Annotated in this window: 12 protein-coding genes; 5 read left to right on the top strand and 7 right to left on the bottom strand. The window is 58.8% G+C overall.

Annotation, left to right across the window (positions count from 1 at the left end):
- Window positions 1–10: 10 nt before the first annotated feature.
- From J7416_RS21995 to J7416_RS21980, 4 genes are all read right to left on the bottom strand, one after another.
- Window positions 11–1,951, bottom strand: a complete 1,941-nt coding sequence (locus J7416_RS21995) for a relaxase/mobilization nuclease domain-containing protein (protein ID WP_180888390.1) — start codon at window positions 1,949–1,951, stop codon at window positions 11–13.
- Window positions 1,944–2,564: a helix-turn-helix domain-containing protein gene (locus tag J7416_RS21990; protein ID WP_180888404.1), complete on the bottom strand. Its 621-nt coding sequence runs from the start codon at window positions 2,562–2,564 to the stop codon at window positions 1,944–1,946. The genes J7416_RS21995 and J7416_RS21990 overlap by 8 nt, the downstream gene beginning before the upstream one ends.
- A 525-nt stretch (window positions 2,565–3,089) precedes the next feature.
- Window positions 3,090–3,323: a hypothetical protein gene (locus tag J7416_RS21985; protein ID WP_008335615.1), complete on the bottom strand. Its 234-nt coding sequence runs from the start codon at window positions 3,321–3,323 to the stop codon at window positions 3,090–3,092.
- A 577-nt stretch (window positions 3,324–3,900) separates the two neighbouring features.
- Window positions 3,901–4,239, bottom strand: a complete 339-nt coding sequence (locus J7416_RS21980; RefSeq protein WP_037207756.1) for a DUF736 family protein — start codon at window positions 4,237–4,239, stop codon at window positions 3,901–3,903.
- A 582-nt stretch (window positions 4,240–4,821) separates the two neighbouring features.
- Between J7416_RS21980 and J7416_RS21975 the strand changes: the two genes are divergently transcribed.
- Both J7416_RS21975 and J7416_RS21970 read left to right on the top strand, forming a co-directional pair.
- Window positions 4,822–5,745, top strand: coding sequence for an SIR2 family protein (locus J7416_RS21975; RefSeq protein ID WP_152460852.1), 924 nt, complete (start codon window positions 4,822–4,824; stop codon window positions 5,743–5,745).
- A gap of 9 nt (window positions 5,746–5,754) precedes the next feature.
- Window positions 5,755–7,500, top strand: coding sequence for an ATP-binding protein (locus J7416_RS21970; protein WP_084353831.1), 1,746 nt, complete (start codon window positions 5,755–5,757; stop codon window positions 7,498–7,500).
- A gap of 43 nt (window positions 7,501–7,543) precedes the next feature.
- On the opposite strand, the gene J7416_RS21965 is transcribed toward J7416_RS21970, so the two are convergent.
- The 3 genes from J7416_RS21965 to J7416_RS21955 are packed head-to-tail and all read right to left on the bottom strand — an operon-like array spanning window position 7,544 to window position 13,549.
- The gene (locus J7416_RS21965; protein ID WP_084353832.1) at window positions 7,544–9,715 is read right to left on the bottom strand and encodes a DEAD/DEAH box helicase; all 2,172 of its coding nucleotides are present in this window, start codon (window positions 9,713–9,715) and stop codon (window positions 7,544–7,546) included.
- Between the two features lie 5 nt (window positions 9,716–9,720).
- Window positions 9,721–11,028: an ATP-binding protein gene (locus J7416_RS21960; protein ID WP_084353833.1), complete on the bottom strand. Its 1,308-nt coding sequence runs from the start codon at window positions 11,026–11,028 to the stop codon at window positions 9,721–9,723.
- Window positions 11,021–13,549 carry a TerB N-terminal domain-containing protein gene (locus J7416_RS21955; protein ID WP_133840909.1) on the bottom strand — a complete coding sequence of 843 codons (2,529 nt, stop codon included), beginning with the start codon at window positions 13,547–13,549 and terminating at the stop codon, window positions 11,021–11,023. Before J7416_RS21955 ends, J7416_RS21960 begins: the two co-directional genes overlap by 8 nt.
- A 416-nt stretch (window positions 13,550–13,965) precedes the next feature.
- Here J7416_RS21955 and J7416_RS21950 point away from each other — a divergent pair, with 416 nt between their 5' ends.
- From J7416_RS21950 to J7416_RS21940, 3 genes are all read left to right on the top strand, one after another.
- Window positions 13,966–14,547, top strand: coding sequence for a plasmid pRiA4b ORF-3 family protein (locus tag J7416_RS21950; RefSeq protein ID WP_235866649.1), 582 nt, complete (start codon window positions 13,966–13,968; stop codon window positions 14,545–14,547).
- Window positions 14,548–14,793: 246 nt separating this feature from the next.
- The gene (locus J7416_RS21945; protein WP_084353844.1) at window positions 14,794–15,624 is read left to right on the top strand and encodes a type IV toxin-antitoxin system AbiEi family antitoxin domain-containing protein; all 831 of its coding nucleotides are present in this window, start codon (window positions 14,794–14,796) and stop codon (window positions 15,622–15,624) included.
- The gene (locus J7416_RS21940; protein ID WP_084353836.1) at window positions 15,614–16,531 is read left to right on the top strand and encodes a nucleotidyl transferase AbiEii/AbiGii toxin family protein; all 918 of its coding nucleotides are present in this window, start codon (window positions 15,614–15,616) and stop codon (window positions 16,529–16,531) included. Before J7416_RS21945 ends, J7416_RS21940 begins: the two co-directional genes overlap by 11 nt.
- Window positions 16,532–16,541 lie beyond the last annotated feature (10 nt).

Raw genomic sequence — 16,541 nt, 5'->3', positions numbered from 1 at the left:
CATCTCCCCCTTAGAATTCCATCTCGTCATCGAGACCACGATCTAGTGTTTTGTTTCGGGCAAGTTCACGCCCCATTTCCTGCGCCTCTTGCTGGCCGCGCATCCGCGCCACCTCCGTCGCCTTGTCCTGCTGCAACCCGGCGGCGCGGTCGGTGAAGACTTGGTCGCCGGTCTCCTCAAACGTCATCTCGAGGAATTCCTGCGTGACGGTGATCTGGTCGAGCTTGCTCGGAAGGGCCGCGTCCAGCACCTCGTAGTTGCCGCGGCGAAGTGCAGCCAAACCCTCCTCACCCAACTCCTTGAAGAGCTCGGATTGCAGGGTCCGCTCAACCACCTCTTCCTGTTCCTCGGTGAGCTTGCCGTCCCGAAGCATGTCGGCCAGGTCCTGCAGGTAGGGATTGGGCGTCCGGTCGTCTTCGTCGATGAGGGGCAGTGTCGCCTCCTCTTCGTCCGCGAGGGTTCGGCCGATCTCGACGCCCAGTTCCTTCGCCCGCTCCATCAGTGCGTCCATCACGCCGTCGACCTTTTCGAGCGCGGCATCGAGCTGGTCGTCACTCGCGGTCTCCACGCTGAGACCGTCCTTGGCCAGCACCGCATTCATGTCGCGCTCAACCCAGTCCTGCGCCATACCGTAGTTCCGCGTGCCGCCGGCCATGATCCGGGCCACCAGCTCCTCGCTGTCCATGCCTGCCTCTTCGGCACTCTCGAGCACATCGCGCAACCCCTCGTCATTGCCGGACTGCAGCGCGCCGATCAGCACCACGCTGCCCGCCCCCGGGGGATAGGGTTCTTCAAGCTGCTTGCCGAAGCGCGCCCGTAGCTCCGGGTCGGGCACCATCTGCGAGAGATCCGCGATGATCGGCGCGGCCTTGGCCTCGAATGCGGCGCACTCGGCCGGGTCCAGTTCCTCGGCCTTGAGCCTGAGCGCCTCGATCGTGCGCTCGGAATAGTCGATCGCATCACCGACGGTCTTGATGTCCTTCATGTCTATCTCTCCTTCGGTGAAGTTCCACGGCGCGCCGGAACCGAGCCCCTCCGCCATGCCGCGCAGGGCGCGGGCCATGTGGCGCTGGTCCATCCGGTCCAGCAGGTCAGCGAGGTTCTTGTAATCCTTGGCGAAGCCCACCACCTGCGCCTGCGCCATGGCGGTTTCCTGGGCCGTCAGGGCGATCTCGCGCGGTAGGCGGGCCTCTTCCTTGGCGCGGTAGATCTCTTCGATCCCGGCGGGTTTCTCGAAGATGCCGCGCTCGAGCCGCGTGGTGGCATCAAGCATCACGCCGTAGCGTTCCGCGATCTCGGCCTGTTTCTCGCGCATGAGCTGCGGCGACATCACGCCTTCGGCCCAGCAAGAGAACCAGGTGCCTTTCTCGAGGCCGCGATTGTTCAGGATGATGTGGGCGTGTTTGTGCGCCCGGTCGTCATGGACCGCGAGCACATAGTCCCACTGATCGCCGTATTCGCCGCTCTCGAAAAAATGCTCCGTCCAATCCATGGCGATGTCGCGCACCTGATCGACCGTCACGTCGGTCGGGAAGGAGAGCAACATGTGAGAGGTGAAGCCGAGCTTGGTCGAGCCGCGCCAGGTCCCGGCCCAATCCTCGATGATGTCCTCTTTCTGCCCCTCAGACAGCACCGCCGCATCGGTCAGCGCATTGGTCATTGTCGAGTAGGTGTAGACCGCCTTGTCGTTGATGTAGGAGATCTGCGCTCCGAGCGACGCGCGCGTCTTGCAGCCTCCCGCCCGGATCCGTTTGAAGACCGCCGCCCGGCTCTGACCCGACGCAGCCTTCAGCGCGTTGCGCGCCGACATGGATCCGACGCGCGAGAAACTCCGCCCCTGCCGACGCCCCGCCAGCCGCGCGTCGATCCGCGCTGCGGCCTGACCCCGGATGCGCTCATCCTCCCAGAGCCGGCCCATGACCGAGGCGTAGAGGGCGAGGGGATCAGCCACTGCGCACCAGCCTCAGACCGCCGTTTGTCACGGGCGAACCGTCCTCCAGAACCGCGCTCTCCGCCCCCTGCCCTTCTTCCTTTTGTGGCCACTCCTGATGACGCATCGCCTGCGCCGCATCTTTCATCCGGCCCAATTCACGGCTCATGGATTGCGCCAGATCAAGGAGATCAATCAGCACCGCGCGGTCTGCCTCCGAGACCTCCAGCCGACCGCGATGGACCGCCTTGGCGAGCATCAGTCCGGCGTCGCTCACATCCTTCGCCTGACGCCACGCTGCACAGAATTCCGCGACCAGATCACGGGGCACATCGAGGAATCCGCACCGTCCGCGCAGCACCGCATTCAACGCCTGCGACCGGTTGGCAAAACCCCGTTCGCGCCACTCCGCATCGAAGGCCTCCAGTTCGGATCGGCTTGCCCGGAATGCCACTGTCTCGCTCGGATCGCGCACCGTGATCCCCTCGCCCGCCTCCTCTTTCGCGAGCCGGTTCACGTGGCGCGCAGAGATGCCGAACGCCGCCGCCAGCTCCTTGGCACTTTCGCCCGCCGCAAAGCGCCGCGCGACTTCGATGCGCTGCTCAAGCTTCAGGTTTTTCGCTGGCCTCGGCACTAGGGCGTTCTCCCGCTGCCAGAAAAAGATTGCATGCGCAGACGCGCGCGAGGCAGCGATTGCTCGCAATCGCTTTCGCGTGCGGCGGAGCATTCAGCTTTGCGGGAAACGCCCATGACAGACCCCTCGGACAAAATGTGCAAACATTGGCCATATCCTGCCAACGTCTTCCTTCTCTCCTTTGCTTATACTTCAATACATCACATTGCGCAATATAACGTTTTGCATGCTGTGTCTTTTTGCTGGCAATAGGGTGCAGTCAAGACTGCTCCGCAGCGCGACATGGAACGCCGCCGTCCTCATCGATGCGCGGCAATCTGGTCGAATTAATCTGCCTAAACTTGCGCTGGAGCAGCACGCGATGTCAGGCAAACCGAGCGCCCGAGCCGGTAACGGATCGGGCGCGAAGAACACGAAAACGGCCCGCGCGAGATAGCGCGGGTCCCACCATTCGAGGGCGTCACGAAGCTTCTGAGAGACGGTGTCAAACCCCTGCGGATCAGTAGACCCGCAGGGGTGTCTGGGTCAGTGACCCAGTCCCTGAGAGCGCAGGTCGTCGTAGCGGCTGCGGGCGATCAGCGCCTCGGTCTCGAGGCTGTCGAGTGTCTCGGGATGGGCGTCTTCATCAAACGCGGCGAGGTAGGCATCAAAGGCCATGTCGGCTTGCAGTTCGGCGAGGTCGATGGATTGTTCGAGTGTCATGGTGTGATCCTTTCCGTTGATCGTCGTTGGACGGATCGTGGAAAAGACCGGGGGCATGAGAGCGGGCTGCACCCGGCACGGGGCGGAATGAAATGGAGCACGCCGGGGGCAGGTTTGTTGTGAGCGGTGCACCGCAGCGCTCAAGGCGCAGCCGTCCAGAAACCTGCCCCCAGCGTTGCCGGCCGCTCGACCCCGGGCTAGCGATCTGAGAGGCCAACAGGTCGACGGAAAGGCGCGCGACGGTGGCCCTGACGTGAGACGTCGCCCCCCGGACGCATGACGTTGATCTGCGGTTTACACCCTCGCGGCAAAGGGTGAGTTCGGCACCCTGGCAGCCTCGCCAACACGACCCAAGCGCGGGTTGCTCGACTGAGAGAAGGGGTGCGCTTACCTCGCACAGTGGGCTCCCATTTTTCCCCTGCTGACTTTCGGCTCACCCTCGGGTTCGCGCGATCCACTCTGTCCCTCAACAGAACGATCAAAGCTGCTTCTGCGATCGATCCAGTCAGACTATCCGCCTCGGTGTCAGCGTCCGAAATATGCCGCATCCTTCTGACACGGGTTTCGGACCCGAACCGCTGCCATTCCTCATAACGAGAAATAGCCAGACCGCCGGAGCGGTCTGGCCCTTGGCTTAGGCGGCGTCTTTCGGGCCCCAGGGGATGACGGCCTGCAGGGACAGATCGTCCTGGTTCGCGGCCTTGCCGAGGTTGGCGTTGAAGCCGTGGTCGCGGATGGTCAGCGTGTAGTAGTCGGCACCGGTCTCCTTGTTCTGCTTCTTCCAGATGCCGCCGCACTCGACCAGCTTGCCGCGCGGGGAGCGGCCGAGGACGCGGTGCGTGGGGGCCATCGGGTTCGTGCTCGCGACGGGCTCGACCGTGATGTCGAGGTCGAAGGTCAGGGTCGAGATGGAGCCTGTGCCCTTGGCGGTCTCGATGTCGGCGCTGGTGAATTTGATGCAGTTCGTGGTCATTGCTCTTCTCCTTGTTTGCGTTGCAATGATGGTCACCTTGCAGCTGGCCAAGGCCCGGGCACACCGAAGGCGAAGCGTAGCGGAGAGGGGCAGGTGCCGGTCTTTTTGCTCCGCGAGGAATGACCCGCAGGGTCAGGGGAAAAAGATCGGCGGCAACCTTTGTGGACGGGACGACAGCTGCGACCAGCATGTCATGCAACTCAGACAAAGGGAGAAGTGCGTTGGCCGCTAAGGAAGGATGGTGAACAGCCGTCAAAGATGCCAGAGGGCGCATGTTGATGCATGGATCATAGCTGGAGCAGGCATTTTCGGATCCATGTCACTTGCCAGATTCCCGACGCACCCACCTTGCGACGACAGCGAAAACTTGCTGTGACAAAGAAGTGCTACCGGGGGTATCGTAAGAGCGAAATTTTGGACCAAATCGTTTTCGGGCACAGACAAACTAAGCCGAAGTACAAGAAGTGAGGCAAAATAGCTTTGGAACTAGAAGAACTCGCAAAGCAGTGCCAAAACTGTGCACAGCATAGCCCAGTGATAGTCTTGGGCAGCGGGGCCTCGATACCGCATGGCATTCGTGGCATGGGGGATTTGGCCGTTTGGCTCCGCGATAATGTACAGGCCGACGATGGACCGGAAGTCGATGCCTGGACACTTGTTAGAACAGCCTTGGCCGCTGGAGATCATTTAGAAGCAGCACTAGAAAACAAGCCTCTACCCGACTCCTTGGTTGTCAAGATTGTCCGAAGTACCTGGGACTTCATCGCTCAGGGCGATTATAGCCTGCTCAAATCAGCTATAAAGACCGAGACCATTTTTCCGCTCCGCACCCTATTCACAGGTTTATTCCGAAGTACAAACCGCAATATCCATGTCGTAACAACAAACTACGACCGCGTTGCAGAGTATGCAGCCGATTCAGGCGGCTACATCCACAACACGGGTTTCCTTCCGGGCTATCTGCGACGGGCCGATGGGGCGGAGAATCTGATTTTCAAACAAGGGGCCAATTTGGCGCGGACGGTCACAGTCTGGAAAGTCCACGGGTCTCTTGATTGGTTTTCAGACCCGCATGGGGGTGTGATGTCGCTACCGATGACGAGCGAGTTGCCCGATGGTTTGGTTCCGTTGATCGTCACGCCAGGTGTAAGCAAATATCAGCGGACGCACGACGAGCCCTTTCGGAGCGCGATACAGGGCGCCGATCGTGTGTTGAGTGCCGCGACCGCATTCATTTGCATAGGATACGGGTTCCGCGACGGCCATATCCATCCGAAGCTGATGACGCGTTGTCGTGTGCATGACGTTCCCATCCTTGTCGCAGCGCGCACCTTAACGCCCGAAGCCAAGGATTTTCTCAAGAACAACGCCGGGCGTCACTACCTCGCGCTCGAGAACCACGATGAGGGGACGATGGTTTACAACCGTGACAGCCCAGACGGTATTGTTGTTATCGGGGGCAAATATTGGGAGTTGCCTGCATTGAACGAATTGATTGGGTTTTAGGAGGAAGAGTTGGGCATACTTGATTTCAACGATGATGAAAGTCTCGGCAAAATTATTGCCGTCGATACTGCCACTGTGACGGTGCGAGTCGATGAACTTGAACGCCTCAAACGGATTCAGGTCAATCGGTTGACCGCGATCAGAAGCTCGAAAGCCGGGCAGCACTTAATCGGGATAGTTTCGCGCATCACACGCAAAGCAGGTGACGAAACTGCAATAGACGGGTCTGAGGAGGATCCGGAAGCCGCGCTCCCCGAAAACAACCTCGTTCGGGTCGCTCTGATTGGAACACTCGTAGACAAGGAGGGGCTGAAAGAGAACGTCTTTAAGCGCACCCTAGAGACTGTGCCCGAAATCGATGCGGATTGCTTTTCCTTGGAAGGTCAGCGCCTGACAGACTTCATGCAGGTCATTTCGCAGGTTTCCGGCGACGGCCCGCAGCTTGATCTTGGTCGCTATGCTTTGGACGAGGACGCGCGGGCCTTCTTGAACGGCAACCGTCTGTTCCAACGTCATGCCATCGTGGTCGGTAGCACTGGCAGCGGCAAATCGTACACAACTGCGCGGCTCCTAGACCAGATTGCCGGTCTTCCACAAGCCAACGTAATCTTGTTCGATATCCATGGTGAGTACCAGACCCTCGATAGCGACGAGTTTCGGCATCTACGCATCGCTGGGCCGGGGGACATTGGACACGATCGCCGACTGGCCGACGGTGTTCTACATCTACCGTTCTGGCTTCTCGGCTATGAGGCATTGGTCGCTTTGTTTGTAGATCGGTCCGATCAGAACGCTCCGAACCAAGCCATGCTCATGACGCGCTGTATCACCGATGCGAAGCGCGCAATGCTTGATCCGGGAAAACACGCCGACATTCTTGCAAATTTCACTATCGATAGCCCCGTGCCTTTCGATATCGACAGTGTCCACAAGCAACTATCTGACTTGAACGAACAAATGGTTCCGGGCGCTAACAACAAGGATAAGCAAGGACCATACTTCGACAAGCTCAGCCGCTTAATCGCGCGATTTGAAGCCAAACGAAATGATCGCAGGCTTGGGTTCATATTTCAGCCGCCAGCAGCCTGTATGGATATGGCCTGGCTGTCGGAGGTAACGCATTTCCTGATAGGCGGGCGCGGATCGCAAGCTGATGGCAAGGGTGGGATCAAGATCATCAATTTCTCGGAAGTGCCGTCCGACATCCTGCCGCTCATGGTCAGCTTGATTGCTCGGCTGATATTCACAGTCAGCCAGTGGACGCCACCAGACAACCGTCATCCCATCGCATTGTTCTGCGATGAGGCACATCTGTATATCCCGGAGCGTGCATCGTCAGAGTCAGCCGATGAGATCTCTGTCGGGATTTTCGAGAGGATCGCCAAAGAAGGCAGGAAATACGGTGTTGGACTAGTGGTTATCAGCCAAAGACCATCCGAAGTGAACCGCACCGTTCTGAGCCAGTGCAACAATGTCATTGCGATGCGGCTGACCAACGGCGACGATCAATCCGTGATCAAACGGTTGCTGCCTGACAGCCTCGGCGGGTTTGGTGATCTTCTACCGGTCCTCGACATCGGTGAGGCATTGGTGGTCGGCGATGCGAGCTTGCTTCCGACGCGAGTTGTGGTGTCCGAGCCGCGCTTCAAGCCCAATAGCGCGACAGTCAATTTCTGGGATCGTTGGAGTGACGCGGCACCAGTTGCGGGAACGGAAGATGCCGTCCTTTCTTGGCGGAGACAAAGCAATCACTAGCCCTAGGAGCGATGAAAACAGTCAACGAGTATTGCCGCACATATTATGCTGGGACGATTCTACCGACCATCGCGGTAAGAGTATCGGGCGCAAGCTTGGAAGAAATTGCATCCAACTCCAAGAGGGGCTGCGACAGGTAAGGATGAAACTTCTCCGACATTAAATTCCCAGCTCCAGCGAACAGATCGACAGGTTCGCCAGATCGAATGTGCGCTAGTACCGTTTGAAGATCGGGGGTTTCGTCCCCGGCCTCCACCATCAGAAACCCGTCATGCAGTTCGACCGAAAACCCCTCACTTCTCAGTGCTAGCGCGAGGGTTGATGTCTTCACAGTACCGACCCGCGTCGCAATGACTGATGTATGCTCGCCAATGGTGTGTAGGTTATTGGCCCTAAACCCCAGCTGTTCATAGTGAGCACGCGCTTCCTCGAGCATCATCAAAGAGACTGTATCCATGTAAGCTGGGCTGGAATCCCCCTCGAGCACGGCGAACATTCGGTCGATCACTTTGTCATGAATGTCCCCCGCATCGCCGCCGAAGACGGGCGGCACACCAGCCTTCGCGGGTTTGACGACGATGACCTTTTCACGATCATGGATTTCTTGAACAACCCAACGTCGCCCAGAGAATATTAATAGCATCCCAGGGGCAAGAACATTATCGATCGGCAGGGTTCCAAGGTCCCGCCCCTCTGCGACCAACCGGAATTCCTCAGGCGTCTGAAACACCGCATAGAAGCTGTAATGCTCAACCAGTTTTTCGCCCGCGGGTCCCAAAAGCAACAGCCCGCTGCCGACCTGTTCGATCAAGCCGGTTTCTGGGTGGCCGATTGCACGCAACACATCTGCGAAGACTTCGGTTGTGACCTTCCGAAAGGGGCCTTCGCGGCAGAGCACATTGTAGACCACGCTTGCAGACGCACCGCCGCGCTGCGCTATGACTGACAGTATCTGGTGGACGAGCGTCGAGAGATGAAGCGCCTGAGGTTTTGGAGGTTCGCACCAGCCTTCCAGCAGCAAGTCTATCATCGCGATGGACCTGATCAGGCCGAGGCGAAGACGATCCACGAAACTGCTCTCCGGCGTCAACTTGGCTTCGACAGCATACTGCCTGAGAATGGCCGGCTGTCCTTCACGCCGGCCTGATCGGCCAAGCCGTTGTCGCAACGCGGCGACGCTGAATGGCGCACCGATTTGAGCCACGCAGGTCACGTCACCGATGTCGATTCCAAGCTCGAGCGTCGATGTGCAAACGGCTGTCGTCGGTTTCGCAGGGTCCTTCAAGCGCCGCTCAACGAAGTCACGGTGTTCTCGGGAGAGGCTCGCGTGGTGGGGATAGAATTCCTGTGGCAGGTGCTCCCGTTCGCAAAGCTCCCGCAACCGATCTGCGTAAATCTCGACCCGTTGACGCGCTCCGGCGAAGACCAGGTTGTCGCTGCCTCGAAGGTGTTTGAAAAGATGTGCTGCGATCGCGTCCGTTGCGGATGGGCTGTTTTCATCTTCATCGCCGGAAAGGTAACCGCGAAGCTGAAGCTTCAATTCAGCCTCGCCGCCATCTGCTTCGATCAGCTGGACAGCGTTTGCGGCGTCAGGGCGAAGATAGGCCTTAGCGAGGTCCATGTCGCCTAGCGTAGCTGACAGACCTATCCGACGGATTGGGCGCTTTATCGCGAGCTCGAGCCGTGTGAGCAGTGAACGAAGCTGGACACCGCGTTCGCTGTCCAGAACTGTGTGCAGCTCGTCGATCACGACCGCCCGTGTCGCCCCAAACAGGCGGGCAATTTCCAAACCGCGACGAATGAAAAGCGCCTCAAGGGACTCTGGGGTTATCAGAAGGATCCCTTTTGGAGATATCAACGCGCGCGTCTTGATGGATTGCGAGACATCTCCGTGCCAGGGAACAACCGGAAGCTCTGCTTCCTGGCAGATGCCCTCCAGCCGCATGGCCTGGTCCGTGATCAGGGCTTTCAGCGGACCGATGTAGAGCAGGTCGAAGCCGGTGCCGCCCGACGGCTCGTCAAGCACCTGTGAAATCAACGGCAGGAACGCCGCCTCGGTCTTTCCGCCCGCCGTAGAAGCTGCAACGATTAAATCGGCATTGGATTCGCAGATCGTCCGGATGGATCGCGCCTGGATGTCGCGAAGTTCGCGCCAACCTTTCTGGCGTATCCATTTCTGCACAGGCCTCGCCAGTTTGTCGAACGCACTGCTCATCGGCGTCAGAGCTTGAAGCTGATCAGATCATCGTCACCGGGGTCTTGGGCACCAGTCGACTCGTCTACCTCGTTCATGTCTTCGCCGAGGTCTTCGGAGACCTCGATCTTTTCGATCAGATCGCTCCACTCGACACCGGGGTTTTGCTCAAGCACGGAAAGCAGGTTCACGAATGCCGTCACCGTATTGCGCGGGGTGCGGAAGTAAGCTTCACCGATCCGGTCCGAACAATGCGCCATGAAGGCCTCGAGCGCGTCGTCCGGCAGAGCACCGGCATCGTCCTGCATGATCCGCCGCACATTGGCCAGAAGAACGAAGAGATCTTCAGGGGTCAGGCTGGCCAGCCGGACAACCGGTCCTGAAAGGTCGACCAATCCGTCCCGCGCGAAGGTGTTCTCGGCCAAACGCGATTGAAGGGCTTCGTAGCTATAGAGCCCTCGACGGGTGTTCATCAGAAACTCCGGGGTTCCACCCATAAGGAATCCGAGGTTCTCGGCGCTACCCTGCAGCACATCGTTCAGGATCCGGAGGATCTGTTCGTAGTTTGCATTGCGGGCCTGCGACGAAGTGAGCTTGTAGAGGTTCACCATCTCGTCGAGGCCGACCAGCAATCCTTTATACCCGGCCTCGCACACGAATGCCGACATCAGCTTCAGATGGTCATAGACACTGGCGTCGTCGATGATCGTTCGCACACCAAGTGCTTTGCGCGCGTCGGTGCGTGTCGCGAACTCGCCGCGCAGCCATCTCAGGGCTGCGGATTTCAACTCGTCGTCGCCGGTCTCATGGCCTTCCCAATATCGACGGATGACTTCGGCGAACTCAAACCCTCCGGTAAGTTCTTCAAAGTGGCCAAGGCGTTCACGAATGACGGTCCCCGTGGGCAAATCCCGTTCTTCAGCATCTCGGTGAGCCTGGCTGACAAATCGCTCCACCACGCTGGCCAATGCCCCGCCATCGGGCTTGGTCCGCGTCGAGAGGTTTCGGGCCATCTCGGCATACAGCCCGCGAGCTTGTCCGCCGGTCGCGTGAATGCGCCGATCTGGCGCTAAATCCGCGAACATCACGACCAGGCCTTTCTCCAGAGCCACGAGGCGGATCAGGTTCATGAAGAACGTCTTGCCCGATCCGTACTCCCCGATGATGAACCGGATCGCCGATCCGCCATCGGATATCCGGTCCATGTCCTTGACGAGCTCTTCAATCTCTCGGACGCGGCCAACCTGAATATGGCGCAAACCGAGTTTGGGCACGACCCCGGCCCGAAGCGCCTGTACGATTGCATCGCGTTCACGTGGTTTCAACTTAGACATCCCTGCCCTCCGCACTCATCTTTTCTTTTACCGCCTCCGCAATTTCCAGAGACACGTCATATCCATCATACTCGTCGAGCAGTGCTTCGTTGTAGGTCTCAAAAGCCCATTCATTCACGACTTCCAAAGCCCCGGATGCCATCAACCCATGCGAGGCGCAGATCGTCTCGAACTCGGTTTCAGACCAATGCTCTCGAGTGACCAGTTCGAGGACAAGGGCGCCGTGTTTCGGGTCAAGCCCTACCAGCTGGCTTTGGCTGGCAGGCGCGGAGGCACCACTTTCTTCCTCTTTGACATCGAAAATCTGACCGAGGACGGACGACACGCGCTCTGTGTCCGAACGAATTGCTGCGATCCGTGAAGCGTCGAGTTTCGGTCCGCTGGCTTTTTCGAGCGCGGGTATCGCTTCGCCCGGGCGACCCGGTTGCGACGCGCGAACAGTGCGTGGACCATCCGCAACTTCGCCAGCATGCAGGTCGGTGTAGGCAAGCGCAGGATCAAGTCCCAAAGCCTTGTAGATTTTCTCGATGCTTGCGACTTCGTCGGAGTGAATAATGCCATCGGCATGTGCTGCACCGACCAGCGCTGCCCGCATAGCGGCTTGGCTGTCTTGGCCCACCTCCTTCAGTTTGCGCCGCAGAAGCGTCATGTCCGGTGGCACGGCCAGGAACCATTCAAGGTTTGCACGCAGCCTGCGGCGTTCCTGATCGCTGAGGGCCGTGGCAGAAACCTGATCTTCCAACGCCCTGCGTTCAGGCTCCGCGATGCGACCATCAGCATGGGCGACTAACGACCCAAGTGCCAATTCGATCAAGGCGCTTCGATAGCTGTCGGAAACGTCCTCCAGTCTTTCGATGGGTTCGCCCAGACGAAACAGCACAACAGGCTCCTCCGTCTTGGGCGACCGGAGCGCAAACCGAGGGTCGGGCGCCAGACCGAAACCGAGGCGCGCGAGCGCGTCGGCGGCTCCTGTCATTTGCCGTTTTCCGATCTTCTCGTTCGTTTCTCCCTCCAGTCGTCCGATCACCTCCTCAAGCGGCACCAATCCCCCGCGATCGACGATATCGCTTGCCCAAGATTTCAAGCGGTCCATTTCCTCTGATGGGAAAGCATCCCAAAGTTCAGAGGGTAGCAAGGCATGCGCTTCCACACTTCCGCGGCCGTCAGGGTTTCGGCCCAGGAAGCGACTGAGCTTGTCGAGGTCGTTCATCACCTCGTCAGCCAGCTCTTGCGCAATCTCGACCGGCTTGCGCAAGCCGGAGATGTCGGGCACGGGTTTGCCATCCACGGTCGGATTGACTGACCCCTGAAACTCGCTGGAGGCGGCGCGATAGGATGCCGTGAGTGATTTCCGGGGTTTTGTCACTTTGAGCCCATCAGGAAAACGCCGATCAAACCGCATACGGAAAAGAGCGACGAACTCGTCACGGCACCGCGTCGCGGGAGTTCTCAGATTTGTTTCCGGATGGCAGATGAACCAACTCAGCAACCAGTCAGCCGTCAGGTTCTCGCCTTTGTCGATCCGAGCTCCGATTGCGTATTTGAGTGAGAACGGAAGTTCCCAGCCCTGCTTCTCGAAAATCGGTTCGATAGCGTCGAGGTCGGTTTCGGCAAGCATCGCAATGTCGAGGAACTCACCCAAATAGCGCCTGACGGAGTGGTTGTCAGGGTAAAGTGAATGCAGCCGCCGAACTTCCTGGACGATATCCTTGGCATCTTCGTTGGACTGATCGACGAAGAAGCGACGCTCCAGCCCGTAGAAGTACAGGAACATGTATCCGGGGTTGTAGGAGGCGTCGTTGCGCCCGCTGGCCAACCAGTCGAGGTAGGTCGCCCGGCACTGAGGTGAGATATCCGCGTATCCGGGCCAGTAAGGCATACCTTCACCAGCTTTGTCGGCTCCAGAGCGCGCGACAGACAGAGACGGATCGATATAGGCTCGGCACTTGTCACGATACCCGTAGGTGTTCAGCAAGGGAGCCGTGCCGACATAGACCATCCCGCCGATGTTGCGGCCGGCGACGCTAGCTGTTTCATAAGACGGGACCCACCCGCTTTTCGATGATCGGACCGATGCGCTCGATGCCACTCGCGAGGGCTGATTTCGTTCAGCGGCCGCGGCAAGTGCCGGCGCCGCAGACTTTCCAGCCCGAACGATTTCAGCGTAGTCCTGCTTTGGTGGGGAGTAAGCCTGCACGGCAGCCGGCTGTTTGGACGCGTTGGCTTCGCGAGTTCGTTCGCGCTCACGCTCGATACGCTTGTCGTAGGCACTTGGGCGCGGCACCGGCTCAGGTCGGGGGGGTAGATTTTCGGAACTCCCCTCAGCTTGCGCCTTTGCAGCGACTTTCCGCGATCTCCGTTTTTCTTGCCACCAGACCAGAATGACGGGAACACCAAATGCAAACAACATCTGGCCGCCAATCGGCCAACCCTGAAGCATTGTGGTCACCACGACCATACATAAGAAAAAATACAGGACGAGAAAGAATGTAATTCGGAAAAACTTGATTATTGAAGACATTATCGGAACCCTCTCCGAACCACACTATTTTGCACAGCCATCTTTGCAACGACTAACGTCATGGTTGAAGCACTTCCCATGCTTTATGCTTGATTGGGCCGATGGCCACATACATCTGTTCGCACCGTTGCGGGCACACCCCTGCCCCAGTGACCGTAACCGGAACGGCCGAGATGAAGCGTTGCCACGACCATGCGACGGCTGGTCGGGCTGGCTCCGGAGGAGACGGCCGGGCCAGCGGCACGTCGCAGGGAGAGGCGGCGTTTCAGCTCGGGGAGGGCGGCTGCGCGCAGCCGACCGAGTAGGGCGCGGTCCTGGCCAAAGGGCGGGAGGGGCCAATGTTCCCCTTGAATGCTTCAACTTAAGAATCAAAAGTTACTTCAACGGCAGGGCCATTGAGACAGGCGGAACACACTTTGATTGAGCTGAAAATCGAACTGGTTGGCATCAAACCACCCATCTGGCGCCGTATCGTCGTGCCGAATGACATCAGCTTGGACATCCTGCATTCCGTTCTCCAGGGCGCTATGCCTTGGCAAGACTATCATTTGCATGAGTTCGAGATTGGCGAAGACAGGTTCGAGGCCCGCGACGAAAGTGACGACAGCTGGGACCCTACCGATGGGCGGAAGGACGAGAAGAGGTTTACTCTTGGAAAGCTGGTCAAGAAAGGCAGTCAGTTCACATACACTTATGATTTCGGCGATGGCTGGCGGCATCTCGTCACCGTTGAGAAGTTTAGCAAACCAACCGGAAGACCAGATCTGGACTTTCCCGCCTGTGTTGACGGAGAGCGAGCCTGCCCGCCAGAGGACTGTGGAGGACCCTACTCTTACGAAGAGTTTCTCGACGCGCTGACCGACAAACACCACCCGGAACATCGCGATACAAAGCAATGGGCGGGCGCGTTCGAACCGGAAGTGTTCAGCGTGCAGCAAGCCAATGCTGCCGTCGGTGCGATGTTTGTATGGGCAAAAGAACGCCACAATCGAAAGTGAAACCTGACTCTGGTTTGGCGCAGCGGCTTCGACAGGGGCACATAGCTTCGACTGTTCGATCCGAATGGCCGGATGTCTTCTCAGCCCTCCGAGGGCATCCACGCCCTGCTTTGCTGGTGAGCTTCAGAGCTGACAACCACCAGTCTCTTTGAAAATTCCAGAATTTGTCGATCCTTGACGGACTATCTCACAGGTTATCACAGAAACAAGTGGCGGCATCTTTAAAAATACATCATTATGTCGCCCATGAGTGGACAAGAACACGAAAAACTAAAGAGTCTTCTTGAGGCTGTCCCCACGGGGTTCCTCGTGGACTCCGCCTGGCTGGAGCACCACGGGATAGGTCGGCGTTCGTCCTACGGCTATGTGCAACGCGGCTGGCTAGAACGCCTAGGACGCGGAGTGTTCCGCCGTCCCGCACCAAGCAGCGCCACCACGAATACGCTCGACTGGAAGACCAGCCTGCTCTCGCTCCAGCACATCATGCACTACCCTGTCCATATCGGGGGGGCGACGGCATTGGGCCTGCAAGGCTATGCGCACTACCTCTCACTCGGCGACAAGAGCACAGTCTGGCTCTACGGCTCAAAAATCCCCAACTGGCTCGAAAAACTGCCGCTCAACACCGAACTCCGCACACGCAGCGTATCGCTGTTCTCCGATCCAGAGTTGGGTGTCAATGACGCGCGAAATAATCTCAACGAGACAGCATCGTCCCTGCCATGGGACTGGAAACTGGTGATGTCCTCGCCGGAACGCGCCATCCTCGAAGCGCTTGACGAGTTGCCGGATCAGGAGAGCTTTCACAACCTCGACATGGTGTTCGAAAGCCTGACGACGTTGCGCCCAAGAACCCTCTCGGCACTGCTCAGAAGTTGCAAGAAGATCAAGGTCAAACGCCTGTTCTTCGTGTTCGCCGACCGCCACGACCATGCCTGGCGCAAGCGTCTCGATCCGGAAGACTTCGACCTCGGCAGCGGGGATCGCGCATTGGTCAAAGGCGGCAAGATACATCCACGCTACAGGATCATGGTGCCCGAAGAGTTTGTAAGAAAGGAACGTGGTGATGGCGCGTGAAGACTATGCCGCCCAAGTGGCCCTGCTCGTACGGGTACTTCCATATGTGGCGAAGGAGGAGATATTTGCGCTCAAGGGCGGGACGGCCATCAACCTCTTCTATCGCGACCTTCCGCGCCTCTCGGTCGATATCGATCTGACCTATCTGCCTGTCAAGGACCGCGCCGACAGCCTCGTCGAGATCAACGACGCGATGGACCGGATTACCGCCGCCATCGAAGGCGGCATCGCCGGCGCCAAAGCGCAGCGAATTGCCGGCGGTGGCGGCGGCGCCACGCGTGCGCTCGCCCGCCTCGGCACAGCCGAAATCAAAATCGAAACCTCCCCCGTTACCCGGGGCGTCGTGCATGATCCGGAACAACGCGAAGTCTCCGAAGCCGTCGAGGAGGCGTTCGGATATGCGACGATGAACATCGTCTCCTTCGAGGATTTGTTCGGCGGCAAGCTACATGCGGCCCTAGATCGCCAGCACCCGCGAGACCTCTACGACGTTAAACTGCTCTACGAGAACGAAGGGTTTACCGACGAGTTGTTCCGCACGTTTCTGATCTACCTCGCGAGTTCACCACGCCCGCCGCACGAACTGCTGAATCCAAACCTGATCGATCTAGATCAGCCCTACGCGCGGGAATTCGAGGGCATGACGAAGGAAGCAGTCGACCTAACGGAATTGGTCTCAACGCGCGACCGCCTGATCGGTGATATCCAATCCCGCTTGGATGAGGGCGCGAAGAGGTTTCTGAGAACCCTGCATGACGGCGATCCAGACTTCGACGCGATCGACCGCCCTCAAGCGGCCGAGCTTCCAGCGGTCCGATGGAAGCTCATCAACGTGAACAAGCTGAAAGCAGAAAACCCCAAGAAGCATGCCGCCCAAGGGGAAGAGTTGGAGAAGCTCCTCGGCTGAAGATGGACCA

Origin of the sequence: Ruegeria sp. R14_0 (genome assembly GCF_017743975.1) — a bacterium.
Lineage (GTDB): Bacteria > Pseudomonadota > Alphaproteobacteria > Rhodobacterales > Rhodobacteraceae > Ruegeria.
This window is presented reverse-complemented; position numbering and strand designations above follow the sequence as displayed.

Bases quoted from the DNA above. Each gene is read 5' to 3' on its own strand.
- J7416_RS21960 (WP_084353833.1), bottom strand. From the start codon at position 11,028: ATGTCTAAGTTGAAACCACGTGAACGCGATGCAATCGTACAGGCGCTT.
- J7416_RS21980 (WP_037207756.1), bottom strand. From the start codon at position 4,239: ATGACCACGAACTGCATCAAATTCACCAGCGCCGACATCGAGACCGCC.
- J7416_RS21945 (WP_084353844.1), top strand. From the start codon at position 14,794: ATGAGTGGACAAGAACACGAAAAACTAAAGAGTCTTCTTGAGGCTGTC.
- J7416_RS21985 (WP_008335615.1), bottom strand. From the start codon at position 3,323: ATGCCCCCGGTCTTTTCCACGATCCGTCCAACGACGATCAACGGAAAG.
- J7416_RS21955 (WP_133840909.1), bottom strand. From the start codon at position 13,549: ATGTCTTCAATAATCAAGTTTTTCCGAATTACATTCTTTCTCGTCCTG.
- J7416_RS21940 (WP_084353836.1), top strand. From the start codon at position 15,614: ATGGCGCGTGAAGACTATGCCGCCCAAGTGGCCCTGCTCGTACGGGTA.
- J7416_RS21965 (WP_084353832.1), bottom strand. From the start codon at position 9,715: ATGAGCAGTGCGTTCGACAAACTGGCGAGGCCTGTGCAGAAATGGATA.
- J7416_RS21975 (WP_152460852.1), top strand. From the start codon at position 4,822: ATGGGGGATTTGGCCGTTTGGCTCCGCGATAATGTACAGGCCGACGAT.